Source organism: Sulfitobacter sp. JL08, assembly GCF_003352045.1.
Lineage (GTDB): Bacteria > Pseudomonadota > Alphaproteobacteria > Rhodobacterales > Rhodobacteraceae > JL08.
Window position 1 is genome coordinate 2008383 of record NZ_CP025815.1, and the last position, 26527, is coordinate 2034909.

Genomic DNA, 26527 nt, shown 5'->3' on the forward strand with positions numbered 1-26527 from the left:
AAAGGACCAAAGATGGATCGTCAGGAAACCGAATTGATGTTGCGGGGATACGGGCTGACCACGGCAGAGTTTTTCTATCGCATGCCCGATTACACCCATGTGCTGAACAGCTTTGTCTGGCAGGACTATGATATCGCACCGGATCACCCGAAACTGTTCGAGTTTGTCGAATTCTGGCAGTCGGAAATCGAAGGACCGCTGCATTCCGTGCGGTTTTCACACCGCAAATTGCTTCGCTCGGGCGAGTGGCGCAATGTCGTCGGAGAGTTTACCCTGCATTAGGCACAGGGCGAGACGTTCCGGGGCGCGCTGGCGGGCCGCTCGGGCCAGCTGACAGCCAGTTTGCGGGCAATATCCTTGTTGAACAGCGCACTCAGCGCGTTTGACAGACGCGACGATTTTTCCATCAGGGCGGTCAGTTGATTGCGTTCCCACTGCACATAATGCGCCCCAGCCGGCGCGATTACGGTGGCCGTTGCCGGACCGTCGATCAGAAACGATATTTCACCGAGAAAATTGCCCGCACCGATATTAACGCTTTTGCCGTCACGGCCCAGCTTGATGGTGCCCGATGACAAAAGATAAAGATGCGTCGGCTTGACCCCCTGAGTGCAGATTTCGGTGTCTTGCTCTGCCACGATCCAGTCCCCAAGGCGCATGATCCGGCGAAACTGACCGGGGTTCAGCGTAGGAAAGGACTGGTACAAGGTCAGCATCTCGGGCGACATGCCCAAGGTTGAGCGTTCGCGCAAAATAACAACGATCATCAGCAAATTGGACGCTGCGATCGCGGAGCTGGCCCAGATTGCATCCCACAAAGGCGCGTCGGATGCGTTGTAGTAGTAGATGATGTAAAATCCCGAGCCGACCAGCAGAAAAAGCCGCAGGCGCAGCTCATTCCGTGTCAGCAACCCCAGAATATAAAACAGCAGTGCGAGCTGTACGAAGACGCCAGCGCCGGAAAAGTATGAAAAATCCATGAAATACTCGGGTCAAATAAAACGTAACCCTAAAAGCAAGTTTCGCTTATTTCAATCGGCAGCCTGTCCGGTACGAAATTGCGGCAATCCGGTTCACGCCGAACAGCTGGCGCCGCCAAGAACACAGAACTTTGCGCAATGGGGATGGTTCAGATACACATTGCGTTCCGCTGCTTCCAGCGTATCGCCCAGTTCGAATTCGGGCGCATAGGGCAGCAGGGTACAGGCCAGAACGGCCGGTTTTTCCGCACCCTTGCGTTTCACCACCATGCGCGAACTGGAACACATCACGTCACAAGGCGACTTGCCCAGAATATCCCAGCAGGCGGTGGTGATTTCGGGCACCGGCACGGTTGCGTCCATTTCCGGAAACAAGACCGTCTCGGCCGGGTTTTCGGCGTCAATATCAAACACGTGGCGCGCATAAAACGCGCCGTAGCCCTGCCGTGAACTCGCATCATCATCCCCCCAGACGGTGCGCCCGGCAACGGCCATCCTGATCCCCTGATCCCGCAGCCATTTCATTCCGGCCACGGTTCTGGAAAAACTGCCCGCGCCGCGTTCCTTGTCGTGAAAGGCGGCGGAATGGTGATCTACGGAAATCCGCAGCGTCAACATATCACCGAAACGGGTATTCAGATCAATCAGACCGTCATGAACACGGCGGCGCATCATCGGTTGCATCGCATTGGTCAGGATCAGCACCTTGTAGCCCCGTTCCAGCGACACGCGCGCCATGTCGATCATCTGTGGATTCATGAACGGTTCACCGCCGGTAAAGGCGATTTCCCTGACCGGCCAGCGCCGTTCTGTGATCTGGTCCAGAAACGCCGTCACCTCTTGTGCGGTGATGTAAACCAGACTGTCGTTTTCCGGGCTGCTTTCGATATAGCAATTGGCGCAGGTGATGTTGCACAGCGTACCGGTGTTGAACCACAGCGTTTGCGGGTCGCGCAGTGTCACGCTGGCACGCGGCGCACCCGTTGCCGTAACCAACGGGTGTTCGAACTTGCCGTCATTGCCCGATGTAGAAACATCTTTCATTGCGCACCTTGATTGAATTTGCCTGTTCCCCGTTCCTAAGGACTGAAAAAACCAAGGGAAAGTGCTACCTCGCGGTTTGACACCATTGTGATGCAGGCAGCAGATGCTAGGGTCGGCGCACATCATTCCGCAATGAGGGCGCACATGGTTTCTCGTATCATACCGGTCGAACCGTTCGATCTTGTCATTTTCGGCGGCACCGGTGATCTGGCGCGGCGCAAGATCCTGCCCGGCCTGTTCCGTCGCTATTGTGATGGTCAGGTCTTGCCCGGTGCGCGGATCATCGGCGCCGCCCGCAGCGAACATGACGACACCGAATACCGCCAGTTTGCGGCGGATGCGATCCGCGAATTCGGCGGCGGGCGCGCCTGCGAAGACGGCACCTTGGAGGCATTTCTTGAAAACCTGTCTTACGTCACAACCGATGCACGCGGCACCCAAGGCTGGGACGAACTGGCCAGCCGGATATCGAATGACGGGCGGATCAAGGCATTCTATTTCTCTGTCGGGCCCGGTCTCTTCGGCGATCTGGCCGAACGGTTGCACAGCTATGGCATGGCCGATGCGGACTGTCGCATAGTCGTCGAAAAACCCTTTGGCCGCGATCTGGCATCAGCCCGCACGCTGAACGCGACGCTGGCGGCGCATTTCAACGAAAGCCAGATCTACCGGATCGATCATTATCTGGGCAAGGAAACCGTGCAGAACCTGATGGCGGTTCGTTTTGGCAACATGCTGTTCGAACCGCTGTGGAATTCGCAATATGTCGATCACATCCAGATCACCGTGGCCGAAACCGTGGGTGTGGGCGGCCGTGGAGAATATTACGACAAATCAGGCGCCATGCGCGATATGGTCCAGAACCACCTGATGCAACTGCTGTGCCTGATCGCGATGGAACCGCCGGCCAAATTCGATCCGGACGCGGTACGCGATGAAAAGCTCAAGGTGATCCGCGCGCTTGATCCGGTGGAACCCCACCATATCGTGCGTGGCCAGTATGATGCGCATGCCGGACAGGAAGATGCCCACCCAAGCTATCGTGACGCCGTTGAAAACCCGCGCAGCAGCACCGAAAGCTTTGTCGCGTTGAAGGCCCATATCAGCAACTGGCGGTGGGCCGGCGCACCGTTCTATCTGCGCACCGGCAAACGGCTTGCAGCGCGGTCTTCGGAAATCACCGTCGTGTTCAAGGATACGCCCCACAATATTTTCGGCGCCGATGCGGGGCGCCACCGCAATGTCCTGTCGATCCGCCTGCAACCCAACGAAGGCATCACATTGGGTGTGACCATCAAGGAACCGGGACCGGGCGGCATGCGTCTGGTGGATGTTCCCTTGGATATGTCCTTTGCCGAAGCGCTGGGGCCGGATGGCGAAGATCCGCCCGACGCCTATGAACGGCTGATCATGGATGTTATCCGTGGCAACCAGACCCTGTTCATGCGCGGCGACGAGGTCGAGGCCGCATGGGCTTGGACGGACCCGATCATCGCAGGTTGGGAAGCGCGCAAGGAATTTCCCAAACCGTATGAAAGCGGCAGTTCTGGGCCAACGGATGCAGATCTTTTGATGCAGCGCGACGGACGCAAATGGCGAGGAGTGAGCCCATGACCATGATCGAGTATCCTGACCGTGATATGTTGGCCATCGATGTTGCCAACAAACTGGCAGGAGAGCTGGAAAACTGCCTGTTCAACCATGACCACGCATCTTTTGTCGTGCCCGGCGGAACAACGCCGGGGCCGATTTTCGACGTGTTGTGCGCCGCCGATCTGGATTGGTCACGCGTGCATATCTTCCTGACCGACGAACGCTGGGTTCCCGAGGATCACGACAGATCGAACACCAAACTGGTGCGCGAACGCCTGCTTGTGGAACGGGCGGCAGCCGCGCGGTACCTGCCGCTTTACGTCAAGGCCGACACACCCGAAGACGTTCTGCCCGAACTGGAATCCGAACTGGTGCCGGAATTACCAATCTCGATTGCGCTGTTCGGGATGGGCGCGGATATGCACACCGCATCCCTGTTTCCGGGCGCGGACCAATTGGCTGCCGCGCTGGACCCGCAAGCGCCGATCCTTGTTCCCATGCGCATTGATGGCCAGCCCGAAACCCGCGTCAGCCTGAGCGCGCGCGTGCTGGACGGCGCATTATCTAAACATCTGGTGATCTTTGGCGCAGAAAAACGCGCCGCACTTGAACGCGCGCGATCCCTTCCCCCAGAAGACGCGCCGATCAATGCGATCATGGATGACATGACCGTGCACTGGGCGGAGTAGGGACCGTGTGGCAAGACCTGAAATCGGAATACACGCGCGTCAGGGACCGCCCGATCCTTGATCTGTTTCAGAAAGACGGGCGCGCGCAAGACTTCAGCGTGACAGCGGGTGACATGCTGTTCGACTATTCAAAGACCAACATTGATGAAAACACCCGCGCCGCCCTGATCGATCTGGCAGTCACCGCCCGCGTTGCTGAAAAACGCGGCGCAATGTTTGCCGGCGCCCCGATCAACGACACCGAAGCGCGCGCGGTCTTGCACACAGCCTTGCGCAATCTGGATGGCGGAGCGGTTCTGATCGACGGGCAGGATGTGATGCCCGAGGTCAGGGACACGCTGGCGCGGATGGCAGAATATTCCGATCAGGTCCGCTCCGGTCCCGTGACCGATGTGGTCAACATCGGCATCGGCGGGTCCGATCTGGGGCCCTCCATGGCCGTGCAGGCGCTGTCGCCCTATCACGACGGACCACGCTGCCATTTTGTATCAAACGTGGATGGTGCGCATATCGCCGACACTCTGCGCGGACTGGATGCAAAAACCACGCTGATCATCGTGGCCTCGAAAACCTTTGGCACTATCGAAACCATGACCAACGCGCGCACGGCGCGGGCGTGGATGCAGGATCATGGCGGCGATCCGAAGGCGCAGTTTGTGGCGCTGTCCAGCAATCTGGACAAGACCGGTGCCTTTGGCATACCGCGTGAACGCGTGTTCGGGTTTCAGGATTGGGTGGGCGGGCGTTATTCCCTGTGGGGGCCGATCGGCCTGTCCTTGATGATCGCCATCGGCAAGGATGCGTTTGGGGCATTCCTGCGCGGCGCACAGGCGATGGACATACATTTTCAGGCCGCCGACTGGCATGAAAACATGCCGGTTCTGCTGGCGCTGGTTGGGCTGTGGCACAATCAGGTCTGCGGCTATGCCACCCGTGCCGTTTTGCCCTATGACCAGCGGTTGGGGCAGTTGCCCGCCTATCTTCAACAGCTTGAAATGGAAAGCAACGGCAAGCGTGTGGCGATGGATGGCAGCGATCTGACGGTACCGTCGGGGCCGGTGGTGTGGGGCGCGCCCGGAACCAACGGACAGCACGCGTTTTACCAGTTGATCCATCAGGGCACGCGCGTGATCCCCTGCGAATTCATGATCGCGGCCGAGGGGCACGAACCCGAATTGCGCCATCATCACGATCTGCTGGTGGCCAATTGTCTGGCCCAGTCCGAGGCCCTGATGCAGGGCCGATCCCTGCAGGAAGCGCGCGCGCTTATGCAAGCCAAAGGCTATACCGGTGCCGAACTGGACCGGCAGGCCCGACACCGCGTCTTTCCCGGCAACCGCCCGTCGGTCACGCTGGCCTATCCGCAACTGACACCCTTTGTGCTGGGCCAGCTCATCGCACTATATGAACACCGCGTGTTCGTTGAAGGCGCGATACTGGACATCAATTCATTTGATCAATGGGGCGTCGAACTGGGCAAGGAACTGGCCACCTCGCTGGGCCCGATAATCGAAGGCCACGCATCCGCCGAGGGCAAAGACGGATCAACCCGCGCCCTTGTCGGTTTTGTCCACCGCTGGCGCGATTAGGCCTTATTCGGCGATCGCGCCATCCACGTCCAGAAACCGCTGTTTCAGCGCGTCCGGCAGCGGCATCCTGCCCGAACCATCGGGCATCAGCAGGACGCTGACACAGGTAAATACGGCCCGCAGATCACCTGACCACAACTGCTGTTCCATGGTGCAGGAGGTGTTGCGAAACGCCTTGACCCGGCAGGTGGTCACGTAATCCTCGCCCATCAGCATTTCCTTGATGTAGCGCACCGTGCCCTGTCCCAGAACAATCCGGGGGCGTGGCTGGTCGTCATCGTAATAAGGGCGCGCCAAACGGTTGAAATACTCGACCCGCAAAGTTTCAAACCACGTCATATACGCCTTGTTGTTGACGTGGTTCAGCACGTCCAGTTCGGCAAACCGAACGCGATCTGCAATGGCCATTGGCTGCGGTTCCTGCAAACCGGCGGCGCGTTGTTGATCGGGTGTAAGCGGGGTGTGATAGGGCAAATTCATGGCGGCAGGGCTAACCGTGTCCAAGGGGTGTTGCAAGTGCAGTTCACAGCCGGTGCCGGGAAACGTGACGTCGTGAAGATGCCGCCAACTTTTCCGGAATTCGCCTTAAAGAAACCACCGGTGCAGCGCAGGGTAGTGACAGTCACGTAACCAGTCCCGATTTTGAAAGTATGTTCGTATGGCAAATATGCGCCCCAAAACGCAGAATGATCTGCACCTTGAAATCATCGAAACCCCACCCGGTTCAAAACCGGCGCTGACCGCACTGGTGTTTCTGGAATTCGTCGCGGTGTTCTGCGCGATCTTTACAGTTGCGATGGTTGTCCTGACCTGAACGTCGCCGACGTCCTAGTCGCCGTCTGCAACCCCCTGCGCCCGCAGTCGGGCGCGCCGTGCGCGGTAACTGGGCAGGATGACCAGCAAAACAGCGACGCCCAGCAGGCCCATCGTCATCGGGCGTTCAAGAATGAAGCCAATTCCATCGTAGAGTTGCATCGAACGCGCGAAATTGTTTTCCAGCATCGCGCCCAGAATGAACCCGATCAGCAACGGGGCCAGCGGATAATCTGCAAAGCGCAACACCGTCGCGCACACGCCAAGGCCAACAAGGATCAACAATTCGGTTGCATTGTTCTGGCCGATATAAGCCCCCATCAGCGTGAAAAACAGAATGAACGGGATCAGGAAGGTGCGCGGCACGGCCAGAACCTTGGCGATATAAGGTATCAAAGGCAGGTTCAGGATCAGCAGGATTACATTGCCCAGATACATCGAAATGATCACCGCCCAGAAAATTTCGGGCTGGTCCACCATCAGGCGCGGCCCCGGTGATACATTCAACGCGATCAATGCCCCCAACAGAATGGCCGTAGTCCCCGATCCGGGTATGCCCAGTGTCAGCAGCGGTACAAACGATCCGGTGCAGGCGGCGTTATTGGCGCTTTCGGGCGCGGCCAGCCCTTTCAGGCTGCCTTTGCCGAACTGTTCCTGATCCGCCTTGGATGCGATATTGCGTTCTACTGCATAGCCCAGAAACGACGCGATTGTTGCACCGGCCCCGGGCAATACCCCGATCAGAAATCCCTGAACCGACTGGCGGCCGATCACAGGGGCGATGCTGCGCGCTTCATCAGCGGTAATTCGCAAATCCTTGATTTCGTTGGTGCCACCTTCGGTCCTTGACCGGTTGGGATCCAGCACCAGATAAATCGCCTCGGGCAGGGCGAACATGGCCATGGCCAGTGTGATAAAGCCAAAGCCCGACTGCAGATCCATCACACCCATGGTAAATCGGGGCAGGTTGAACAGGGCACCTTCGCCCACCGTGGCCATGATCAGGCCAAGCACCGTCATCAATACAGCCTTGGCCACCTGTCCCGTACCCGCAAAAGCCGCGATCGCCGACAACCCGACCACCATGAGGGCAAAGTATTCCGCCGAATGGAACAGCAGCGCGACCGATGCCAGCGCGGGCGCGAAGATCATCAGCAAAACGGCCCCGATTGTGCCGCCGCAAAAGGATGCAATCGCCGCAACGGTCAGCGCCTTGCCAGCCTTGCCTTGCCGGGTCAGCGGATAGCCGTCAAAGCTGGTCGCCACGGTAGACGCGACGCCGGGGGCGTTTATCAGGATTGAAGAAGTGGATCCCCCGAAAATCGCGCCGTAATAGACACCGGCCAACAGGATCAGTGCGGTCGAGGGATCGCCGATTGAAATGGCAACCGGAATCATGATGGCAATGATCGACATCGGCCCCAATCCCGGCAACATTCCGATGAAGGTGCCGATCAGGCATCCGCCGATCACCATCAGGATGTTGGTCAGGGAAAAAGCGGTTCCGAGCCCGATCAGAATACCTTCAAGCATGATCTATATCCCCATGAAAAACGGCCAGGGACGCAGGAAAATCCCCAGAACTTCCTGCACCAGATACCAGATGGATCCTGCCGCAACCGCAGCCACCGGGATCAGGATATGGAACCGCCGTTCGCCCAGAACAACCGCGCCCAGCACCAGAAACCCGACCGTAGATGCCAGAAAGCCGGCCGGGCGCAGCAACAGCGCATAAGCCACCATCAAGGCCAACAGGATCGCAGCTTGCCCGATCTTGTAATCCCCCAGACGGGTATAATCAATTTCGCCGTCCTTGGGGCCGCCTGACCCTTTTTCCAGTCCCAGCAGGATGATCAATGTGCAGCAAACCGCCATGACGGACAGCACTTTGGGAAAGGTTGATGGCCAGATCGGATTGCGCTGCATGAACGGGGCCATGCCCTGATCCATCGTAAAGAATGCGGCGTAGCCATAGACCAGACAGATCAAAAGGATAATCAGCGCGATCCAGCGGTCCAACGCCATGGGCTTATTCCTTTTGCTGCTGCGGGGATTATGCAGAACCGGCCAGCCTTACGCCCGCGTCAACAGGCGGGCGCAAGGGCGGGGCCGGGTTACAAGAACCCAAGCTCTTTCATCAGATCGCCGATCACCTGTTCCTGTTTTTCAAGGAAGGCTTCGAAATCAGCGCCTGAATTGTGGATGTTCACCCATCCGTTCTGGGCGCGCACGGCTTCCCATTCGGGGGTTTCATACATCTTGGTCAGGGCATCCTGATAGGCCGCAACCTTTTCTGCGGGCAGACCGGGTGCGCCAAAGAAACCGCGCCAGTTCACGAACGTGGCATCAATACCCTGTTCCTGCATTGTCGGCGCATCACCGTAAGCCGCGACACGGTCATCTGCCGTTACGCCGATGATTTTGACCTCGCCGGCGTTTGCCAGATCAACCGCTTCGGAAAACCCGGTGCTGAGCGCTGCAATCTCGCCCGACAACAGCGCCGCCATGGCCTTGCCGCCCGCATCATAGGGAATGTATTTGACCGCAGTAGGATCTTCGCCAGCCGCCTTCATGACCATCGCGGCCACAAGATGATCCATTCCGCCGGGAACCGATCCGCCGCCGATCGCCGTGCCACTGACATCCGCCTGATAGGCGGCGACCAGATCCGCCATCGAATTGATCGGACTGTCCTTGCTGACCACAATTGCCGCGTAATCGCCGATTGTGCCCGCCACCAACGTCAGATCGCGAAAGTTTTGCGGAAACACGCCGGTCAGGGACCGGATGATGATCGGGGTCGAGTTCACCATCAGCGTGCCGTGCTGGCTTTCGGCGTTTTCGATCAGGTAGCCGATCGCCTTTCCGCCGCCGCCGCCCGACATGTTTTCATAGCTCGCAGTGCCCACGAGGCCGGCCTTGGTCAGCGCTTCGCCAGTGCCGCGCGCCGTACCGTCCCATCCGCCACCGGCACCGCCGGGGATCAGAAAATGAATGCTGTCCACAACCTGATGTCCGCCCGCAAAGACCGGGGCCACGAACGACAAACTGGAAGCCGTGGCCGCCATCATCATGCGCCGTGTCCATTTCAAAGATGTCATGTCTCTCTCCCGTTGATGATCGCGACTTTGGCCGCTTGTTGATTTGAAAGAGAATGCAATGACAGGGCAGGGCTGTCACGTTTTCTTTTTTCCACAAGCCGCAGCCCGGCCTTTTGCAGCAGGGGGCGGGCACAAAAAAACCTGCCCGTGCAGCGCATCGGCCAGGTTTCAATGGGGTCAGGCGGAAGGGATCAGGCGCGCCGGCGGCGCCCGCCTGCAGCGCGACCACCGCGGCCACGGCCTTCTTCGCCGGCTTTGGGCGGCTGTTTGTTGAACTTGATCCATTCCCCGCCATGCGGATCATTGTTGGTCAGGAAATTGGCGGCGCGAATTGCTTCCATTTCCTTGCCCGCGCGCGGTTTGGTTGATCCCAGACCGGTCAGATTGGCCAGCACTTCGGGGTCGATATCATCAGGCACGATAATGCCGGCGGCGGCCAGTTCATCGCGTTTTTCCTGCAGCTTGATCGGCCCGACAGGCAGGGCGACAGGGTTCATGATCGCAGATGTCATTCCCGCCGCCATTGCCATCGGCAGAAACGCATTGTTGATGCCGTGACGGTTGGGCAGACCGAACGAAATGTTGGATGCGCCGCAGGTTGTGTTCACACCCAGTTCTTCGCGCAAACGACGCACAAGGGCAAACACCTGCAAGCCCGCCGTGCCCATCGCGCCCACTGGCATCACCAGCGGATCAACCACGATATCATGCGCGGGGATGCCGAAATCGGCCGCGCGCTGCACGATCTTTTTTGCCACTTCGAACCGCACATCGGGATCTTCGGAAATGCCGGTGTCGTCGTTTGAAATCGCCACCACCGGCACATTGTATTTCTTGACCAGAGGCAGGATCAGTTCCAGACGGTCTTCTTCGCCGGTGACCGAGTTCAGCAGCGGCCGGCCTTCGCAGACTTTCAAGCCTTCTTCCAGCGCACCCGGCACCGAGCTGTCGATGCACAAGGGCACATCCACCAGCCCCTGTACCAGTTCCAGGATCTTGCGCATCAGGGGAGGTTCGGTTTCGTTGGGGTTCGGGTTGGAATTATACACCACGCCCGCATTCACATCCAACACGGTCGCACCCGCCGCAACCTGCGCCAGCGCATCTTTCTCAACGGTCGAAAAATCACCCGCTTCCAGTTCGGCGGCCAGTTTCTTGCGTCCGGTCGGGTTGATCCGTTCACCGATCACACAGAACGGTTGATCAAATCCGATAATGGCGGTTTTGGTTTTACTTTCGACAATCGTACGGGTCATGCGCGCGTCCTTTTAGGCTTGATTTGCAGGACGGGCCGAAGCGCCGCCATTTTCGATGGCCCAGTTGGCATTGGTCTTGATGCCGCCCAGGGGAAAGAAGTGAACATTGGTGATGTTGAAATCGGGATTGGCTGCCTTGTGCGCCGCCAGTTCCGCGACCACGTCATTCGGTTCGAAGGGCAGCAGCAGTTTGCTGACATCCTTGGCCCGTTTTTGCAGCACTTTAAGCGACGGACCGACACCACAGGCAATCGCGAACTTGATCAGCGTCTGCAATTTGGCGGGTCCGGCAATGCCGATATGGATCGGCAGTTCGATACCCGCGGCCTTCAGGCTGTCGGCCCATGCGATGATCGGGCCGGCCTCGAATGCGAACTGGGTGGCAAGCGCCATCTTGGCATCGGTCTTTTCCGAAAACGCCTGCTTCCAGCGCAGGGCATCATCCACATTCTTGCTGCCACCCTTGGGGTCGATGTCGCGGTTGCCTTCGGGGTGGCCAGCCACGTGCAACCGTTTGAATCCGGCGCGATCAAACGCGCCATCCTCAAGCAGCTGCATGGAGCTGTGAAAATCGCCATGCGGTTTTTCCACGCCACCGGCCAGCACCAGTGCCTGATCGACACCCGCTTCACCCTGATAGCGCGCAATCCAGTCGGCCAGCGTGGCGCTGTCCTTGATGATGCGGGCCGGGAAATGCGGCATGACCGGAAATCCGTCCAGCGACAGGCGCCGGGCCGTGGCGACCATATCGTCTATCGGTGTGCCTTCGATATGGGCGATGTAGACACGGGTGCCTGCAGGCAGCAGATCGCGGAAATTCTCGACCTTCTCGGCGGTGCGGGGCATCACCTCGATCGAATAGTCCTGCAAAAACGCCTCGACCTTTGGATCGACCGGTTTCACGCCAACGTCTTCACGTTTCTTGAAATTGAACAAAGCCATTGCGGCCTCCCATATGGAACGGTGTCGGCTCAGCCCTGGGCCCAGCCATCATTGGCGATCAGCGCCTTGATCCGGTCGCGATCAAATTCGGTTTCCAGACGCACGGCCTCGGCCTCGGCGATCTGGGCGGGGTCGCCTTCGACCTCGTAGGGGGCGGCTTTGCGCCATTCGGCAAGATAGGCATCGGTATCTTCCGCGCCGATCTTCATGGCGGCGCGGTCAATTGCCTGCTCAAAGCGTTCTTCCAACTGGCGTTTGGAACCACGGCGGCCCTTGCCCACGATAACCTGCGCCGGAATATCGCGCCAATAAACAATTGTGACCTCTGGCATGTGTGATTCCCTAGCCGCGCCGAATTTACATCTATCTAGTGCAGACATCCCCTCCGGCACTGCCGTTTTTCGACAGAACGCGCCCTGTCCGCGACGTTGTGAACCTTGCACGATCACGGCACCACAACCAGACGCGCCGGCATGAAAGATATGCACCTTCTTTATGAGCCGCGCTATCGCGTGACGCTTGCGCGTTTAAACGCAAGGCGTTAGCGTGAACCCAACTCGAAAATGGAGGGCGTGTCACATGGCGCCCAAGCGTCCCACTGGTGCGGGCGCGTTCCCAAAGCCGGTTGACAGCCCCGCGCCGAAACCGCCTGATCCCGCCGCGCTTTATGCAGCGCTGGATTTGGGCACGAACAGTTGCCGTATGCTCATTGCCCAGCCCAAGGGCAGTGGGTTTCATGTTGTCGACAGCTTTTCCAAATCCGTCCAGCTTGGCGCGGGGCTGGAACGCACCGGTCGCCTATCGCGCAATTCGATGGCGCGCACGGTACAGGCGCTGCGCATCTGCCAGCAAAAGCTGAAACGCAACAACGTCCAGAACATGCGCCTGATCGCGACCGAAGCGTGCCGGCGCGCGCGCAATGCGCAGGATTTCATCCGGCAGGTACGGCGCGAAACCGGCATGCAACTGGAAATCATCCAGCCCGAGGAAGAGGCACGGCTGGCGGTAATTTCCTGCGCCCCGCTGGTCAGCACCAAAACCGAACAATTGCTGGTGGTGGATATTGGCGGCGGATCGACCGAACTGGTCTGGATCGACATCAGCTCTGTACCCAAGCGCGACCGCCCGCGCGCAATCATGCGCCTGCATGCGGGGTTTCATCCGCCCGAAAGCCCGTTTCCCGCCGCCAAGGTGATTGACTGGATATCGGTGCCTTTGGGCGTGGCCACCCTGCGTGACCAGTTCAACGATGTCGAAGACGATGCCGCACGCTTTGCGCTGATGAGCTGGCATTTTGAAGAGAATATGATGGATTTCGCACCCTACAAGGACGTGCAGGAGCGCGAACGCTTTCAGATTGTCGGCACATCCGGCACTGTCACCACCGTGGCGGCGACCCATCTGGGGCTGAAACGCTATGACCGCACCAAGGTGGACGGGCTGCGCATGACAACCGACCAGATCGACAAGGTGATCCGCGGCTATCTGGATCAGGGCCCTGAAGGGCGGCGCAACGATCCGCGCATCGGACAGGACCGGCAGGCGCTGATCATGTCGGGATCGGCGATTTTGCAGGCGCTGATGCGGGTGTGGCCGACCGACCGCCTGTCAGTGGCTGACCGCGGCCTGCGCGAAGGACTGCTTTATGCGCAGATGAGTGCCGATGGAGTCTTGGAAGACGGGCCGTTCTGACATAAAGACGCGTGTTCGCCGGGACATTTCGGCGGATTTCGAGTATTTCTGGACAAATGAAGCGGGCAGGGGCCCACATCGGATCATGGCAAAGACACCCACAGGCAAGAACACATCCGGACGCGGCGAGCGCGACCTGAAGGTCAAGGTCAAAAGCGCGCGCGGCCGCAAGCTGAGTTCGACGCGCTGGTTGCAACGGCAGCTGAACGACCCCTATGTGCGCCGCGCGCAGGCCGAAGGCTATCGAGGGCGCGCCGCGTACAAGATACTGGAGCTGGATGAAAAGTTCCGCTTTCTGGTGCCGGGGGCGCGGGTCGTTGATCTGGGCTGTGCGCCGGGCGGGTGGTGCCAGGTGGCAGTCAAGCGCGTCAATGCATTGGGCGAACGATCCGGCAAGGCGGTGGGGCGCGTGCTGGGCGTGGATCTTCAGGAAATGGAACCGATCGCGGGGACCGACCTATATCAGCTGGATTTTCTGGAAGACGATGCCGATGAAAAGGTCAAGCAATGGCTGGGCGGGCGCGCCGATGTGGTGATGTCGGATATGGCGGCCAGTTCATCCGGGCACAAGCAAACCGATCATTTGCGCATTATCTCGCTGTGCGAGGCGGCGGCCTATTTCGCCTTTGACGTGCTGGAAGAGGGCGGCACCTTTGTGGCCAAGGTTCTGGCCGGCGGCGCGGAAGGCGATTTGCAGAAGGTTCTGAAGCAACGGTTCGACAAGGTTGCAAACGTCAAACCGCCCGCATCGCGCGCGGACAGTTCGGAAAAGTTTGTTGTTGCCACAGGCTATCGCGGAGACCCGGAGGACTGATCAGGCGCGCATCTCGAACGAGCGTTTTGCCATCGCCTTGATCTCATCCGCTTCTTCGGCGCTGATCTTGCGCACCTCGAACCCTTTGACGCGGGCCACGGTGCGCGAGGCCTGATTCTGCTGACGCAGCATTTCGAACAGGCGTGCGTGGCGGATTTTGGTTGACTGGTCACTCATGCCCACGGTCCTCACAGATATCGACAGCTTCATCATGCGGTGAAATGCGGCAAGAACGGGACGGACTTGCGGTGTTTTCAAGGGGCAGGGGCGGAAACTGCCTAAAACCGGGCTGTTTTCCACCCGATCCGGTGCCAGGCAGCCAGTTCTGGGAATTGCCGCAATCCGCCTGACGCGGCCAAATTCAAAAACGGAAACAGAGTGTTTCGCATATCGCAGCAATCAAATCTGGGCACATCCGCCAGAAATCAAAACCATGCCGAAACCACGCTTTTGTATCGCGACAAGAAACAATGCCAGCAATTTATGCCGAGAAATCCCAAGATACCGCCCGGCATCCGCCAAATTGTCTCCCCTACGGCATCAATTTCCGTTCTGCTGAACTCAGGCCGGCCACAACCCTGTCTTAAACCCGCCACAGCATGCGCCAAACCGGTCATATCCACACCTTGATTGTGCGGTGAAAGAACCCGGGTAAGATGAGTACCCGGTCGTGGCCGGTCTGGCCGCGCCCTTGTTGAGGTGTAACGATGACAACGAAAGGGTTTAAAATGGACCTGACGATTGAGTATGAGTACAAACCCGACGGCGCGCTTCTGGTGCATTCGGGCGGCATCAAGGAAGACGAGGGCGGCGCGTGGCGCCCCCTGGTGTTCCAGATCGGCCCCGGAAAATACCAGAGCGGCGTGATCCGGAAAGCGAAAGGCGCCAAACCCGTGCTGCACCGCGCCATTCTGGACGATCTGAGCTTTGCCCGTCACGTCGCTGAGGAACTGGCACGGCTGGCGGCAGCGTAAGCGGGCCGGTAGCCGGAAAATCCGATTGCAAAAGGTCTTGTGGCGGAGAGACAGGGAAACTTTATCTCCGCCCCTAAATCGCACCTAAGCCATTGATATTACTTACGTATGGAGCATTCTGCGTGGTGTATTTTCGTGTGGTTGAAGGTACACTACGAGAATACAGCAGCGCAAGATCATACGGAAGTTTGAACCACTCTATACAAATCTTATAGCGCCCTACAAACTGTCGCACCTCATTCGGCATTCAAACCAAATCAAATATGGGCCCAACGCCGTAGCTTAAGCTGTAAGCATTCTCAGAAGAAGAACATCGTATGGCCGGACGTCAAACTAAAGTCTGAGGCATAAGCAAATGATTGCAGGTAATTGCAGCAAACCATATACCGGCCTTTCAGGCCCAAACTTCCCCCAATCGAAAGGACTTTGAACTTTGAAAACCTCAAGTACCGCCACCCTTATTTGGAGTTTTTTTCTGGGATGGTGTGCATTTCTTCTCATGGCCTTACTTAGATTTGGGGAACTTCGTGGCAGCAAAACAGTAAGTAAAATCATCGAATATGCTGAGGGCGGCGAATGGAACGTCGCGTTAGGCTACGTGTTGGGAGTTTCCCTAGGGACCACAACTATCGGGTACTTTGTTTTTGGCTTCCTTCAGTTTGTTGTTTCGAAATCAAAAAAACAACAGACGAAGATTTTGAGCACTCCGACGAATATAAAACAGGTTGTTGAGAAAAAAAACGGAACTAGCGCAAACTCCAGCTTTGGTTATTTCGCTCGTAGAATTGGGTATTGGGCGTTACTCGCGATTGCAGTCATAATTGGTGTCATATTCTCGCAAGGACTGAAAAAACATCTTTCAAACAGAAATGCAGACGCCGGTTTACAAAAATATGCAGAAGAAAAGCTTGTGCTATCTAAGCTGGATGAAGACTATTTAAAGATCTCAGAAATGATGAACGAAAACGTTCCAGTTCGCATAAGTACGAACGTTACGTTGGTTTCGACCACATACATCCCTCCAAATGATATATTCGTTTATCGATGGCAATTATTGAAATCGACCGATGAAGAAGACGCCCTTATGTCTGAATATATGAATAGAAAAGCTTTTAGTTTCGAAACGTGCGACCAAAACAAAGGAATTTCAGACATGGTCAATGAGATCAACGTACGTATCGAGTTCTATGGAAACAAAATGCAGCAACTTTACTCCAAAGACATTATTAAAGGATCTTGTCAGAACTAATTTGCGTCTATGGGCATTTTACATTTGAGGATGAATTTTTGGCGGCTAATACAGCAATAACTGGGGAATCGACGCGCATTGTTCGTCTCCACCTCGTGACTCGTTTTTGATATTTGTCGCCTTCTCTCACCCCGCCTCAGAACCTGAAACCAATCGCCTTAAGCCGTTGGCGTCGTTCGTCTGTCAGATTGCCTTTCACGGCATTCGTCCGCTGGGTGGTCACCCATGACGCAAGTTTCTCATTCTCAGGCCACCCATACGGCACATTGCAGTCCCCATGCACATCTTTGTAGCGGACCAGCTCGGCGAACAGCTTTTCCCAAGGCGGCGCTCTCAGGCCCCATTCAAAACCTAACGCCTCAAGGCGGGAACGTCTGTCCTCAGATAGTATCCTCCCATACGTTGCTGCTATTTCATGTAGTATCCGGATATTCAGTTCACGGCACTTAAAACCCAATTAGGAATAAGCATTTCGTTGTTTAGACTTATTGCAAGATTCGTATCGCCAAATAGAGAGCCGTTAAAAGCTGTGCTGAGTGGCTCGCCGGAAGGATAGTGCACCATAGATTTGTACATATCGCGAATGAGAGCTATTGGATTCTGGCCCCCTTCGCGTCCCCAAATGAACTGACAACCAATTGCTCTGAGTTTAGGCTCTTCTATAGAAAATATCCCAACGCCTTTGTCGGCTAGCACCAACCTATCAAAGTCTTCACTCGCCAAGCGGCCGGTTTGCATAATCGCACGTCCGGCTGCTGCCGCCGTGCTATCGCCCGGAAAAGCCAGAATATCCAACCAGAGTTCGTCGCCACGCATCTCTGTCGAGAACTGAACTCCGTCGGACCACTGCCACCTGTTCATGTGTTCGCCGATTTCATCAGCTTTCACAGACAGTGGCTCCAAGTAATCTTCTGTGCTTGAGAACTGAGGCCATTGTTCACAGTCAGTAGCATGCATCTGACCCGCCGACACCAAAAGTATGATGGAGGAAATTGCGGAAATCTTAGTAAGTGCCATGTGTTGATTCTACCTCTAAAGAAGCGCAACAAAAAAATGGTCGGATAAACGTGAAGCCGTGTTACCAACTACAGGCGTTGCGCAATTCAACTATCGCGTTTTCGAGGCCAACAATATCAAACTCCAACGTGACAGTGCTGTCACTAAACGGCATAGCCCGCATGACCATCTTTTTGCGACCAATCATCTTCTTAATCATTGGGATGGATTTGCTACCCGACCATAGTCCAAGGACGCTATTGTCGTTGCTTTCGTTCATGCGAACGGAGGACATACTGAGGTCGTCTAGCCGATACTCTACGTTCCCTTTCCCATTGTGGTCAGACATAAAATGGTCGGCAAATGATACGAACATTGAGGTTGTATTCTCTTTGCAGCGGATACCAATCCAGCCATTTTTTGACTGACCATACCGGTCGGCGGGCATATTTGTTGAATCTAACTGGACAAAAACGGATTTGCTGTCATCCATTGGTGAGCTATCAACAATAACTTTCCAGTTGCCTATACCATCAGTATTCTTTTCGACTTCCGCCGGAGGTTCGTAGTTGGTTGCCGCGTCATAGCAATCAAGCCGCAAGGTATCGTCCGCGACGTCATGACAACTATTAAATTCTTGAGCAACCGTTTGCGTCATTGGCGAAGCGATCAGTATAAGTGGTAGCCAAAGTTTCATTTTCGTTCCTGTATTAAGCCTTTGCTTTCAGTCGGATTGAAGGGAACAAGAATGTAGGGCGGTTTTAGGGCGTTGGCTGTGCTTTTTGGAGGCGCGGATACACCCTTATAGACAGAGATTCATCAGATGTTGATGAAGGCCAGCCCCTACAATTTCAACAGTCAGCTACGCTTTCGCAGCTTTCATAATCTTTCTCTCCCCCAAAAAGCTGAAATGATTTCACCGCAAAAATGTGAGTTCCAGAGATATATAGGAGGGAACGCGCAGCCCCCCCCGTACCGCTGCCAGCAAACTATCTCCACTAACGTGAACTTCCCTTTAGAGCTTATATTTCAGTGACTTGCATTAATCTCTATGCACGCCCAATTTTCACTCACTGTAACCCAGTGTGAACCCCTATAATGCATTTCAAATCTATCCGCCTTGGTCGCTTTGAGTTCTTCGTCCAGCGTGAGATAGTGCCAGTTTGACACATTCATCAAGCATCGCTTTCAATGGCGTTTGGCGGTGCTGGCCCATTTACATCAACACCTCCAATAACCCTTGGCCAATCTCTTACTGTTCCTGCCTTAAGTATGGAGCAGCATCGTTTTCTGACATCTGGTATATCCACACATTTGCGGGTCGGACGCGCTCATAGAACTCTTCATACCAAAGCGCCGCGTCTAGGTAATTTTTTGGAGTAGACGACTTAACGCTTCTCCAGATGATGTTCATTGCGAAAAAACCCACAATGAACCACCACCAACGATCAACGAAACTGTAATAGATAGACGCAGCGAATACACCAAAAGCCAGCCAAGTAAAAAGGTATGTGGCATAGTCCGCAGTTCCCTTTTTCGGCCCATGTCCTGCGGCTTGGAGCTTCATTGCAACATCGTTGTCGATGCCAAGCACAGCCTTTCCTTCAGAAACCAACATTTTTAGATCGTCGTGAGGAATATCCAATTCCGCGTTAGTGTATGTGCTCGTCATTTTTTCCTACTTTATTAGTTGTGAAGTATCGCAATGATGAAAAGTTATCAGCTGGCAAATATGTCCAAAATGCAGATCAAAAAAGATTCACGCTTAAGTGGTATCTGATGCGCTTTTGCATCACGGAATGTTTGAAGCTCTTGGCCTAGAATGCCGGTTCGATAGACAAAACACTGTGACAAGCCAAAGGCCTGTGTCCCACTGGGCAAGGTCTTGTGGGAACTCCAACACGCCCCAATATCTGTCCCATATAAATGGTGTTGACGTTCTGGGAATAATATTCCACAAAGCCTTAGACTCTTATTGGAAGGATTGAACCATGATCATCGGTTACGCACGGACCTCTACCACAGACCAGAAGGCAGGGCTTGAAGCACAACTCAGGGACTTGAAGGCGGCTGGCTGTGAGAAGGTATTCACGGAGGAGGTGTCGTCTGTCGATGTTGTGGCAAGGGTGCAGCTTAAGGCAGCCCTTGAGTTTGCTCGTGAAGGGGATGTTGTGGTGGTCACGAAGTTGGACCGCTTGGCCCGTTCGGTGGCGCACCTGTTGCAGATTATCGAAGACATGGAGAACGCTGGGGTGTCCCTTCGCATCCTTGATCTGGCCATTGATACGGCAACCCCAACAGGGCGCCTCATGCTTACCATGATCGGAGGCATCGCACAGTTCGAACGCGAGATTATGCTGGAACGGCAGCGGGAAGGCATAGCCAAGGCCAAGGCGGCTGGGAAGTATCTCGGACGCAAGCCCACAGCGCGGGCCAAGACGAAAGAGATTAAGGCGCTGTCAGCCCAAGGGGTGAAGCCGATGGAGATTGCCAAGCAGCTTGGGATTGGGAAGTCTTCTGTGTACCGCATTCTTGAGGAAGCGTGAGGGGGTGACTCCCACATAGCGGCTCTGGGGTCGTTCAGGTAGGGTGGGTAGGCTTAGGGTAGCTTAGTTAAATCCAAGCAGACCGGGGACACTTGGCTATTGCAGATTACGACACCAAGCAGGCTGCGTCCTTACATTCCCCGAACCCAGTATCGCTGGTCCCTATCTACGACAGATAAAGACGTAGCTGAAATCCATGCTGTGGGAACTGGTATGCTTCAACCGTTCGTAACGTAGAGCAGAGAATGGCACCGTAGGGCGGCTGTAAAGGGTGCTACAGCGCCTCTAGCTCTGTATGGAGGGTTCGCCGCACATCCCTGTATCTAGGTTTCGATACATACTGATTGGGTGCCAATGGGATTGGTCAACTGGAGTACTTGAGATGTTCAATTGCCTTTTCAGACCATTCACTACTTAGGCTCTGGACCTATTAAACCTCAAAGTGTCGAAAACCACATAGCAGGTATTCGTAGCGCTGTCGGTGAACGGCAGAGTTGCGGAATTAGCCGCCGTTCATTGCGTTTGTTTAATATTTGTCTTTGATCTTTACGAGGGTCGTATGAGGTAATTCCACCATGCCATATGTTCCAAAATATGTTCCAACCTATGGTCAGAACCCTATATTTATATAAGAATAAAGGCAAAAGGTATGGTGGCGGAGAGACAGGGATTAGAACGTCCAAGCCTTTGGCCGTCTAAGGTTGTCCTGTTTGTCTGTTTATTTACAGTAGGTTAGGAGGTATTAGCAGTAACTCCTGACCAGCCACATATACTCCCAAATAGGCGCAATTTATACTCCCGTTGTGTCTCGGTCACTGCTGAACGCGATAAGATCAGTCTCAAATCCTTACGATCACGTCATGGCAATGGTTGGACACGCCTCAAGGACGCCGAGCATAACAGAATTACTCGTTGTTTCACCGAAGAAGTTCAAAGAGGCGGTTGCTTACAAGCACGGCATTGCGAAAGACACCGATAGGGGAAGCTGATTACACAGTTATTCATCGCCCGAATTTACAAAGAACCCGCTTGGAACGCTATCCGGCTCTGAAGACAGTGAACCTGCTGTCTTGTCTTCGAGCGTGAAAAGAAATTCTACGATGAGTTTGACTTGGGTTTCTGTTACATAGTTAGGCGTACCGACCAGCGGCGATATTGCTTCAATTTCTCCTTTATGCATCAAATGAGAGCCCGTTTTAGTGTACGCTTTTGCCTGGCGATAAGGTGATAGGTGCTGAACAATCGCATCAGTCAGACTTTCGGAATAACCGTTATGAAAAAACGGTGCGGTTAAAGTCACGTTTCTTAGCGGGGGGGTCCTAAACTTGTATCGGTCCTTTGGGTCTCCCGATGCATAGAAGCGCCCCAAATCCTTTTCTTGGTTTGGCTGCGGCACTCCGATTGCATGGAACGAAAAATCACTGAAAAGGTCACCCGAATGACAAACAGCACAGCGTCCAAGTCCGTAGAATAGAACGGCGCCTTGTTTAGCTTCCTTAGAAATCTCCAAGCTATTACCTTTCAAATAGCTATCCCACGGAGTCTCTCTGCTCTGAAACGTCAACTCGATAAAATGTGCAAGCGCATTGCCAATATGAGATGCATTGAGCTCGCCAGTATCTGACAGGCCATACGCTGCTTTGAATAAATTGCGGTAATCTTTCTGCCATTCATAAAGATTGTCTCCAGTATCTCCGACGAGCCTGGAAATTATGCTGTCTAAAATCTCCTGCGGCTTTAGTCCTTCTTCCAAATCTAAGTTTGCGGTTAGACTATCTGGAAGTCCTTTCTTCGAATTCCGTATTGCTATTTTTGGGTCGCCAAGCATTTCAACTGGCTTCACCAGTGGGAGCACTGATTGAACGGCCATTAGATTTTCATAACCGTCTGTAGAGATGTCTTCCGGAACTCGAAACTCACGAGTGGCTGGGTCAATCATTTCCAATCGCCCATCCCAGAGCATATTGGCGAAAGAGTTGTGGTCCCGGTTCCATAGATCTGGAACATTGCGCTCTGGAATCTCTTCGGCGAACTCTTGATCCGAAACTGAAGCTCTGTTCTCTACACTTAGTCCGTCAGCGGTTGCGTGGGTGTCTTGATGGCAGGTTGCGCATGATCGGTCGATCCTGCCGCTAATAATCGGGTCATAAAAAAGCGCTTGTCCAAGGCGGTACTTGGGATTTTCTTCGAACTTTTTAATTGGAAGCGCAGTCAGTCCGAAAATCCGAATAGCCTTTCTTAGCTGGTCCTCAGCGTTGAGAGGAAGGCCCACATTGTAGTCGATGTTTGAAAATTTGTTCTCGGATGAAGCAAGCAAATTCAGCTCATTTAGTTTGTGCTCAGAAACACCTTTGGACAGAAGTCGTTCTCTCAAGATCTGGTAATTTCTACAGGGCAACTCGGTCACCTCTAACGACCGCGAAAGCATACCCCAATAGTGATCTGGCACCTTGCCTCGAAGCTCTTCAGAAGTGCTAATATTCTGTTTGGCCTGAGCGCAGATCATGGAAGCTTGCACAAAGCTTTGTCTTTCGTTTTGCAGAGCGATCATAGGTCGCAAAATCAGAAAGTAAGTTAGCAAAAGGATAGAAAGAGTTGCAGTTGCCGCGAGCGCCAATACGGCGAAGACTGCCGAGCTGCTGCGGTAGCTAAGTGGCCAAAGTGATTTCATGATCCTAGTAGTGCTCCTGTGTCACAAAATTTGGCTACCTTCTCGAGCTATAGGTTACAATACAAAGGCTAAACTTGGCAGAACAACCCCAGCGCTAATTATAAATTCCGAATACACGAGTAAACCCTTGTGCCAATAAATGCTGGCTGTTAGCGTCTTCCTCATTGATTTCTTTATGAAAATGCGACGAATTCAGCGTCGCTACATGTGAAAGCCAAGGTGAAGATGTGTCGAGACTTATAGTTCCGGTTGATGCTTGTTTTTCGGAGATTGCAGGGGCCGCTAGAGCTAGGCTGGAGGTGAGTCATCCAGACCTTAGTTTCGAAATAGAAGGTGATAAGTTGATCGTAAGCGGTGATGAAGTTGAGGATCGAGCTAGTCAACTCAAGAAGTCGGTCTTGAATACACTCTATCAAGAGAAAGTTTTTCAAGAGACGCTCGAAATAAGAAAGCGCATTTACAATGGATAACGTTTTCAGCCCATTTCGTTTTCGTGAAATCAGCGAAAATAAGACCCTTTTGGTGAATGAAGTCGGTGATTTTGATTTTTTTGAGTCAGATGTCGTTCGAAAAATTTTGAGCGGTCATTTATCTGACGAACAAGCAAAAAAACTTAGTGATCTTAAAATTCTGCTCTCAGGCGAGGACGACTGGCGATTCACGGCTCTTGCAAGTCGAGCAAGACAGAATATTGGAAAGAGAGCCGATCGTCTTTCGTACATGTTAATCGTTCCTACGCTACGTTGTGACTTGGCCTGTTCCTATTGCCAGGTATCCCGAGCTTCCGAGAATGCCGTAGGCTTTGACTTAGAAGAACAACAGATTGAACTGTTAGAGACTTTCTGGAGCCAGCACGCCAGCAATAGCGTAAAGATCGAGTTCCAAGGCGGTGAACCGACTCTTAGGCCTGATCTTTTGAATGAGATTATTACCAGAGCCGAGAAGCATTTTGATCAAGTCGAATTCGCTATTTGTACAAACTTGATGAACCTTACTCCTGAGGTCGAGGAACTACTGTCGAACCCCAAGATGCACATCAGCACCTCAATAGATGGGCCGACAAACTTAATGGCGCTTAACAGAACAGGAACAACGGAAAGTGCTCAAAAGTTTTTTGAAAACCTAACATACATCATGAGGAAATACGGTTCCGACAAGGTTTCGGCACTGCCTACGATTCCCACGCAAGCATATGACCAAATTGAAGAAATCATAGATTTCTACAGAGAGCTTGGACTTAGTTCCATTTTCTTGAGGCCAGTCAATTACATGGGCTTTGCAAGAAAAAAACATGCGACTTCACTTGAAGGAACGGAAAACTGGAACCAGGCTTATTTTCGAGCTCTTCAGAAGATCATGGAAATAAACAAAACGGAGTTCTTTGAAGAGTTTTATGCGTCAATGATTTTCCAAAAAATCTTAGGAGCGTCAGGAATAAACTACGTCGATTGCCGTTCTCCAAACAGATATTTTGAAGACTATTGCGTGATTGATTACGATGGCTCGATATATCCAACCGATGAAGCCCGTATGTTATCGCGAACTAAGCAAGTTGATCTAAAGATTGGCGAAATTGGCGGTAAGATTGACGAAGACAAGCTCTCGACCCTGAATATGAACTCGATCAATGAGGTTCATTCTGATTGTGTACACTGTGCTTACGGACCATTCTGTGGTGTGGATCTAGTGGACGATCTTTCTCGGTATGGTCGAATTGACACGCCTAAGACTTCTACCGCATTCTGTAAAAGACACATGGGACTATTCGATCTGATTTTCGAGAAGATTGCAGAGCAGGACAGGGAATGGCTTGATCCGCTTATGACTTGGGCCTTCCGAAAAAATGGCGCACATGCGCCGTTTGAGGCGTTGTATGATTAACCTCCAACTACCGATCGAGTGCAGCCTGCAAAACTCAGGGCCTTTTGTTTGCCGCGTCGAAATGCCATCCGAGAACCGATTTGGTGAAAAGGGCTTGGCGCTAGAGACAGATGGAAAGGATGGCTCCGTTGGCAACTTCGAGGGTTTGAAGATTTTCTTCCCAGGAGTTAAGGCCGAGGAACTCTACGGAGATGTTCTTCTGGTTGTTCCCGGACATCAAACGGCTTCTCGGTTGATACGGTGCAATAGCCACCACAACACGCTCTTGTTTACCGAACAGTGCGATCAGCTATGCGTAATGTGCAGCCAACCGCCGAAGCGTATAAACGACCAGTGGAGACTTCCATTCTACAAGGAAGCGGTTCGCCTTGCTGATGAAGGAATTCCAATTGGAATATCGGGTGGCGAGCCTACTCTGCAAAGAGATCTTTTTTTCGATTTGCTCGAAGACATCGTATCTTCTCGACCAGACATCAAGTTGCATATTCTGACAAATGGCCAGCATTTTCGGGACGAGGATGTACCAACGCTGAGACGCCTCAATGAAGAGTGTGATATTCTTTGGGGTGTTCCTCTCTACGCGCCTGAAGCTGAAAGTCATGACCGAATTGTGTTCAAGGACGGTGCCTTCGAAGTACTAATGCCCAATTTATTTAGGTTGGCTTCTGCGAAGGCGAAAATTGAACTTAGGACGGTCCTGACCGGAATGAACTATCCCCAGCTGCCTAGCTTGGCAAACTTTATATCGAAGAACCTTTTCTTCCTAAAAGTCTGGGCGATCATGGGCTTAGAGCCAACGGGGTTTGCTAAGGCCTTTAGAGAAGACTTGTTTGTCGATCATTCAGTCTTTTTTGAGCCGCTAGAACACGCGTTAGACATCGCAAAGTTAAGGCGTATCCCGACCACTCTGTACAACATTCCGCTCTGCACAGTGCCGCCCCAGTATCGAAAGTACTGCGCGGATACTATCTCAGATTGGAAAAAGAAATACCTGCCGGAATGTGCTCCATGTGAGAAACGGGACTCTTGTTCTGGTTTCTTTGAGTGGTACAATGAGTCTTGGCGGTTTGAAGAGATCAACCCGCTCTCGGCCAAAGGAGAATCTCTATGAGTTCCAGAAAATTTATCGTTCCCACAATGCTCTCAGCCGGTCTAGTACCTGCATCATCAGTAGTACATGCGGACACCGGACCAATTTCTGCTACCAAGAGTCTAATAGACGATATTGTCCATCACGCTGTTTCAATTACTGAGCTCAATGAGTACGATCTTTCTGCACATAGCTCGCATCAAAGCCACCAGTCTCACGGTTCACACTCGAGCCACCGTTCCTATCATCGGCCAGAAGCTCCCAGCGATGGAATAACTTACGCTCCTTCAAGCGAGAACGGCGATGCATTGCAAATTTCTGGCAGAAACGAAAGCAGCACACCTCGTTCTGCAGTGCTCCCAAGGAGTCCCAGTACGGCTAGAAAGCCAAAAATTCTTACAGGGAATACCAAAAAATTCGGCGAGATAGTCTCTAAAGTACAGATAGCATTACTTGCCGAAGGCTACGAAGTGGGTACGCCTAACGGTGAGTTACATTCACGGACGATTGCAGCGGTTTATAAATTCCAACGTAATTCAGGTCTGGTGCCTTCGGGAAAGCTTGAGGCAGATACACTCAATCTTCTTGGCATAGTTGCCAACTAGAT

At 53.8% G+C, this 26527-nt stretch carries 28 protein-coding genes; 13 read left to right on the plus strand and 15 right to left on the minus strand.

Annotated elements, in window-relative coordinates; translation table 11 throughout:
* The first annotated feature begins 12 nt into the window (after positions 1 to 12).
* A complete protein-coding gene (locus C1J05_RS09900) occupies positions 13 to 282 on the plus strand; it encodes an usg protein (RefSeq protein ID WP_114870108.1) in 270 nt (89 codons plus the stop codon).
* Here C1J05_RS09900 and C1J05_RS09905 read toward each other — a convergent pair.
* Both C1J05_RS09905 and C1J05_RS09910 read right to left on the minus strand, forming a co-directional pair.
* Positions 279 to 980, minus strand: a complete 702-nt coding sequence (locus tag C1J05_RS09905) for a Crp/Fnr family transcriptional regulator (protein ID WP_114870109.1) — start codon at positions 978 to 980, stop codon at positions 279 to 281. The genes C1J05_RS09900 and C1J05_RS09905 overlap by 4 nt on opposite strands.
* A gap of 93 nt (positions 981 to 1073) precedes the next feature.
* Positions 1074 to 2024, minus strand: a complete 951-nt coding sequence (locus C1J05_RS09910; protein ID WP_114870110.1) for a radical SAM protein — start codon at positions 2022 to 2024, stop codon at positions 1074 to 1076.
* A gap of 144 nt (positions 2025 to 2168) precedes the next feature.
* Here C1J05_RS09910 and zwf point away from each other — a divergent pair, with 144 nt between their 5' ends.
* The 3 genes from zwf to pgi are packed head-to-tail and all read left to right on the plus strand — an operon-like array spanning position 2169 to position 5895.
* Positions 2169 to 3638: a glucose-6-phosphate dehydrogenase gene (zwf, locus tag C1J05_RS09915; RefSeq protein ID WP_114870111.1), complete on the plus strand. Its 1470-nt coding sequence runs from the start codon at positions 2169 to 2171 to the stop codon at positions 3636 to 3638.
* On the plus strand, positions 3635 to 4306 hold the full coding sequence (gene pgl, locus C1J05_RS09920; RefSeq protein ID WP_114870112.1) for a 6-phosphogluconolactonase: 672 nt from the start codon (positions 3635 to 3637) through the stop codon (positions 4304 to 4306). The genes zwf and pgl overlap by 4 nt, the downstream gene beginning before the upstream one ends.
* 5 nt (positions 4307 to 4311) lie before the next feature.
* Entirely contained in the window at positions 4312 to 5895 is a 1584-nt protein-coding gene (gene pgi / locus C1J05_RS09925) for a glucose-6-phosphate isomerase (protein ID WP_114870113.1), read from the plus strand.
* 3 nt (positions 5896 to 5898) lie between these two features.
* Here the strand turns inward: pgi and C1J05_RS09930 are convergent, their stop codons facing one another.
* Positions 5899 to 6303, minus strand: a complete 405-nt coding sequence (locus C1J05_RS09930) for an acyl-CoA thioesterase (protein ID WP_368073738.1) — start codon at positions 6301 to 6303, stop codon at positions 5899 to 5901.
* A 250-nt stretch (positions 6304 to 6553) separates the two neighbouring features.
* Here C1J05_RS09930 and C1J05_RS21375 point away from each other — a divergent pair, with 250 nt between their 5' ends.
* Positions 6554 to 6709, plus strand: a complete 156-nt coding sequence (locus C1J05_RS21375; RefSeq protein ID WP_205389224.1) for a hypothetical protein — start codon at positions 6554 to 6556, stop codon at positions 6707 to 6709.
* Positions 6710 to 6723: 14 nt separating this feature from the next.
* Here the strand turns inward: C1J05_RS21375 and C1J05_RS09935 are convergent, their stop codons facing one another.
* The 6 genes from C1J05_RS09935 to C1J05_RS09960 all read right to left on the minus strand — a co-directional run bounded on the left by C1J05_RS09935 (position 6724) and on the right by C1J05_RS09960 (position 12339).
* Positions 6724 to 8241, minus strand: a complete 1518-nt coding sequence (locus C1J05_RS09935; protein WP_114870115.1) for a tripartite tricarboxylate transporter permease — start codon at positions 8239 to 8241, stop codon at positions 6724 to 6726.
* Between the two features lie 3 nt (positions 8242 to 8244).
* The gene (locus C1J05_RS09940; protein ID WP_114870116.1) at positions 8245 to 8733 is read right to left on the minus strand and encodes a tripartite tricarboxylate transporter TctB family protein; all 489 of its coding nucleotides are present in this window, start codon (positions 8731 to 8733) and stop codon (positions 8245 to 8247) included.
* Positions 8734 to 8822: 89 nt separating this feature from the next.
* Positions 8823 to 9809: a Bug family tripartite tricarboxylate transporter substrate binding protein gene (locus C1J05_RS09945; protein WP_114870117.1), complete on the minus strand. Its 987-nt coding sequence runs from the start codon at positions 9807 to 9809 to the stop codon at positions 8823 to 8825.
* A 191-nt stretch (positions 9810 to 10000) separates the two neighbouring features.
* Complete coding sequence (locus C1J05_RS09950) at positions 10001 to 11065, minus strand: methyltetrahydrofolate cobalamin methyltransferase (protein WP_114870118.1); 1065 nt, start codon at positions 11063 to 11065, stop codon at positions 10001 to 10003.
* Between the two features lie 12 nt (positions 11066 to 11077).
* Positions 11078 to 12007, minus strand: a complete 930-nt coding sequence (locus C1J05_RS09955; RefSeq protein ID WP_114870119.1) for a methylenetetrahydrofolate reductase — start codon at positions 12005 to 12007, stop codon at positions 11078 to 11080.
* Between the two features lie 29 nt (positions 12008 to 12036).
* The gene (locus C1J05_RS09960; protein ID WP_114870120.1) at positions 12037 to 12339 is read right to left on the minus strand and encodes a virulence factor; all 303 of its coding nucleotides are present in this window, start codon (positions 12337 to 12339) and stop codon (positions 12037 to 12039) included.
* Between the two features lie 247 nt (positions 12340 to 12586).
* Here C1J05_RS09960 and C1J05_RS09965 point away from each other — a divergent pair, with 247 nt between their 5' ends.
* Together C1J05_RS09965 and C1J05_RS09970 are read left to right on the plus strand one after the other, a co-directional pair.
* The gene (locus C1J05_RS09965; RefSeq protein WP_114870121.1) at positions 12587 to 13699 is read left to right on the plus strand and encodes a Ppx/GppA phosphatase family protein; all 1113 of its coding nucleotides are present in this window, start codon (positions 12587 to 12589) and stop codon (positions 13697 to 13699) included.
* Between the two features lie 85 nt (positions 13700 to 13784).
* Positions 13785 to 14513, plus strand: a complete 729-nt coding sequence (locus tag C1J05_RS09970; RefSeq protein ID WP_114870122.1) for an RlmE family RNA methyltransferase — start codon at positions 13785 to 13787, stop codon at positions 14511 to 14513.
* Here C1J05_RS09970 and C1J05_RS21380 read toward each other — a convergent pair whose 3' ends face one another.
* The gene (locus C1J05_RS21380; protein WP_162797979.1) at positions 14514 to 14690 is read right to left on the minus strand and encodes a hypothetical protein; all 177 of its coding nucleotides are present in this window, start codon (positions 14688 to 14690) and stop codon (positions 14514 to 14516) included.
* Between the two features lie 551 nt (positions 14691 to 15241).
* Here C1J05_RS21380 and C1J05_RS09980 point away from each other — a divergent pair.
* Both C1J05_RS09980 and C1J05_RS09985 read left to right on the plus strand, forming a co-directional pair.
* Positions 15242 to 15487 carry a hypothetical protein gene (locus C1J05_RS09980; protein ID WP_114870124.1) on the plus strand — a complete coding sequence of 82 codons (246 nt, stop codon included), beginning with the start codon at positions 15242 to 15244 and terminating at the stop codon, positions 15485 to 15487.
* Positions 15488 to 15920: 433 nt separating this feature from the next.
* On the plus strand, positions 15921 to 16736 hold the full coding sequence (locus C1J05_RS09985; protein ID WP_162797980.1) for a hypothetical protein: 816 nt from the start codon (positions 15921 to 15923) through the stop codon (positions 16734 to 16736).
* Positions 16737 to 16872: 136 nt separating this feature from the next.
* Here C1J05_RS09985 and C1J05_RS22245 read toward each other — a convergent pair whose 3' ends face one another.
* The 4 genes from C1J05_RS22245 to C1J05_RS10005 all read right to left on the minus strand — a co-directional run bounded on the left by C1J05_RS22245 (position 16873) and on the right by C1J05_RS10005 (position 19404).
* A complete protein-coding gene (locus tag C1J05_RS22245; RefSeq protein ID WP_441351690.1) occupies positions 16873 to 17019 on the minus strand; it encodes a helicase associated domain-containing protein in 147 nt (48 codons plus the stop codon).
* A 149-nt stretch (positions 17020 to 17168) separates the two neighbouring features.
* Entirely contained in the window at positions 17169 to 17753 is a 585-nt protein-coding gene (locus tag C1J05_RS09995; protein WP_114870127.1) for a hypothetical protein, read from the minus strand.
* 61 nt (positions 17754 to 17814) lie between these two features.
* Positions 17815 to 18429, minus strand: a complete 615-nt coding sequence (locus C1J05_RS10000; protein ID WP_114870128.1) for a type VI secretion system-associated protein TagO — start codon at positions 18427 to 18429, stop codon at positions 17815 to 17817.
* Between the two features lie 555 nt (positions 18430 to 18984).
* Positions 18985 to 19404, minus strand: coding sequence for a hypothetical protein (locus C1J05_RS10005; RefSeq protein WP_114870129.1), 420 nt, complete (start codon positions 19402 to 19404; stop codon positions 18985 to 18987).
* Between the two features lie 319 nt (positions 19405 to 19723).
* On the opposite strand from C1J05_RS10005, the gene C1J05_RS10010 reads away from it, so the two are divergent.
* A complete protein-coding gene (locus C1J05_RS10010; RefSeq protein ID WP_114870130.1) occupies positions 19724 to 20278 on the plus strand; it encodes a recombinase family protein in 555 nt (184 codons plus the stop codon).
* A gap of 997 nt (positions 20279 to 21275) precedes the next feature.
* Here C1J05_RS10010 and C1J05_RS10015 read toward each other — a convergent pair.
* A complete protein-coding gene (locus C1J05_RS10015) occupies positions 21276 to 22949 on the minus strand; it encodes a cytochrome-c peroxidase (protein ID WP_114870131.1) in 1674 nt (557 codons plus the stop codon).
* Positions 22950 to 23411: 462 nt separating this feature from the next.
* Between C1J05_RS10015 and hxsB the strand changes: the two genes are divergently transcribed.
* Genes hxsB through C1J05_RS10035 form a run of 3 tightly spaced genes read left to right on the plus strand, consistent with a single transcriptional unit; the run spans position 23412 to position 26525 of the window.
* The gene (gene hxsB / locus C1J05_RS10025; protein WP_114870133.1) at positions 23412 to 24830 is read left to right on the plus strand and encodes a His-Xaa-Ser system radical SAM maturase HxsB; all 1419 of its coding nucleotides are present in this window, start codon (positions 23412 to 23414) and stop codon (positions 24828 to 24830) included.
* Positions 24823 to 25941, plus strand: coding sequence for a His-Xaa-Ser system radical SAM maturase HxsC (hxsC, locus tag C1J05_RS10030; protein WP_205389225.1), 1119 nt, complete (start codon positions 24823 to 24825; stop codon positions 25939 to 25941). Before hxsB ends, hxsC begins: the two co-directional genes overlap by 8 nt.
* Positions 25938 to 26525 carry a peptidoglycan-binding protein gene (locus C1J05_RS10035; protein ID WP_114870135.1) on the plus strand — a complete coding sequence of 196 codons (588 nt, stop codon included), beginning with the start codon at positions 25938 to 25940 and terminating at the stop codon, positions 26523 to 26525. The genes hxsC and C1J05_RS10035 overlap by 4 nt, the downstream gene beginning before the upstream one ends.
* The last annotated feature ends 2 nt before the right edge of the window (positions 26526 to 26527 follow it).

Excerpts from the sequence above, each read along its gene's own strand:
- C1J05_RS09980 (WP_114870124.1), top strand. The coding sequence starts at position 15,242 with ATGGACCTGACGATTGAGTATGAGTACAAACCCGACGGCGCGCTTCTG.
- C1J05_RS21380 (WP_162797979.1), bottom strand. The coding sequence starts at position 14,690 with ATGAGTGACCAGTCAACCAAAATCCGCCACGCACGCCTGTTCGAAATG.
- hxsC (WP_205389225.1), top strand. The coding sequence starts at position 24,823 with ATGATTAACCTCCAACTACCGATCGAGTGCAGCCTGCAAAACTCAGGG.
- C1J05_RS10005 (WP_114870129.1), bottom strand. The coding sequence starts at position 19,404 with ATGACGAGCACATACACTAACGCGGAATTGGATATTCCTCACGACGAT.
- C1J05_RS09930 (WP_368073738.1), bottom strand. The coding sequence starts at position 6,303 with ATGGCCATTGCAGATCGCGTTCGGTTTGCCGAACTGGACGTGCTGAAC.
- C1J05_RS10015 (WP_114870131.1), bottom strand. The coding sequence starts at position 22,949 with ATGAAATCACTTTGGCCACTTAGCTACCGCAGCAGCTCGGCAGTCTTC.
- C1J05_RS09905 (WP_114870109.1), bottom strand. The coding sequence starts at position 980 with ATGGATTTTTCATACTTTTCCGGCGCTGGCGTCTTCGTACAGCTCGCA.
- C1J05_RS09995 (WP_114870127.1), bottom strand. The coding sequence starts at position 17,753 with ATGGCACTTACTAAGATTTCCGCAATTTCCTCCATCATACTTTTGGTG.
- C1J05_RS09910 (WP_114870110.1), bottom strand. The coding sequence starts at position 2,024 with ATGAAAGATGTTTCTACATCGGGCAATGACGGCAAGTTCGAACACCCG.
- C1J05_RS10010 (WP_114870130.1), top strand. The coding sequence starts at position 19,724 with ATGATCATCGGTTACGCACGGACCTCTACCACAGACCAGAAGGCAGGG.
- C1J05_RS21375 (WP_205389224.1), top strand. The coding sequence starts at position 6,554 with ATGGCAAATATGCGCCCCAAAACGCAGAATGATCTGCACCTTGAAATC.
- C1J05_RS09965 (WP_114870121.1), top strand. The coding sequence starts at position 12,587 with ATGGCGCCCAAGCGTCCCACTGGTGCGGGCGCGTTCCCAAAGCCGGTT.
- C1J05_RS09950 (WP_114870118.1), bottom strand. The coding sequence starts at position 11,065 with ATGACCCGTACGATTGTCGAAAGTAAAACCAAAACCGCCATTATCGGA.
- C1J05_RS09940 (WP_114870116.1), bottom strand. The coding sequence starts at position 8,733 with ATGGCGTTGGACCGCTGGATCGCGCTGATTATCCTTTTGATCTGTCTG.
- C1J05_RS09970 (WP_114870122.1), top strand. The coding sequence starts at position 13,785 with ATGGCAAAGACACCCACAGGCAAGAACACATCCGGACGCGGCGAGCGC.
- C1J05_RS09935 (WP_114870115.1), bottom strand. The coding sequence starts at position 8,241 with ATGCTTGAAGGTATTCTGATCGGGCTCGGAACCGCTTTTTCCCTGACC.
- C1J05_RS09900 (WP_114870108.1), top strand. The coding sequence starts at position 13 with ATGGATCGTCAGGAAACCGAATTGATGTTGCGGGGATACGGGCTGACC.
- zwf (WP_114870111.1), top strand. The coding sequence starts at position 2,169 with ATGGTTTCTCGTATCATACCGGTCGAACCGTTCGATCTTGTCATTTTC.
- C1J05_RS10000 (WP_114870128.1), bottom strand. The coding sequence starts at position 18,429 with ATGAAACTTTGGCTACCACTTATACTGATCGCTTCGCCAATGACGCAA.
- C1J05_RS10035 (WP_114870135.1), top strand. The coding sequence starts at position 25,938 with ATGAGTTCCAGAAAATTTATCGTTCCCACAATGCTCTCAGCCGGTCTA.
- C1J05_RS09955 (WP_114870119.1), bottom strand. The coding sequence starts at position 12,007 with ATGGCTTTGTTCAATTTCAAGAAACGTGAAGACGTTGGCGTGAAACCG.
- C1J05_RS09960 (WP_114870120.1), bottom strand. The coding sequence starts at position 12,339 with ATGCCAGAGGTCACAATTGTTTATTGGCGCGATATTCCGGCGCAGGTT.
- pgl (WP_114870112.1), top strand. The coding sequence starts at position 3,635 with ATGACCATGATCGAGTATCCTGACCGTGATATGTTGGCCATCGATGTT.
- C1J05_RS09945 (WP_114870117.1), bottom strand. The coding sequence starts at position 9,809 with ATGACATCTTTGAAATGGACACGGCGCATGATGATGGCGGCCACGGCT.
- hxsB (WP_114870133.1), top strand. The coding sequence starts at position 23,412 with ATGGATAACGTTTTCAGCCCATTTCGTTTTCGTGAAATCAGCGAAAAT.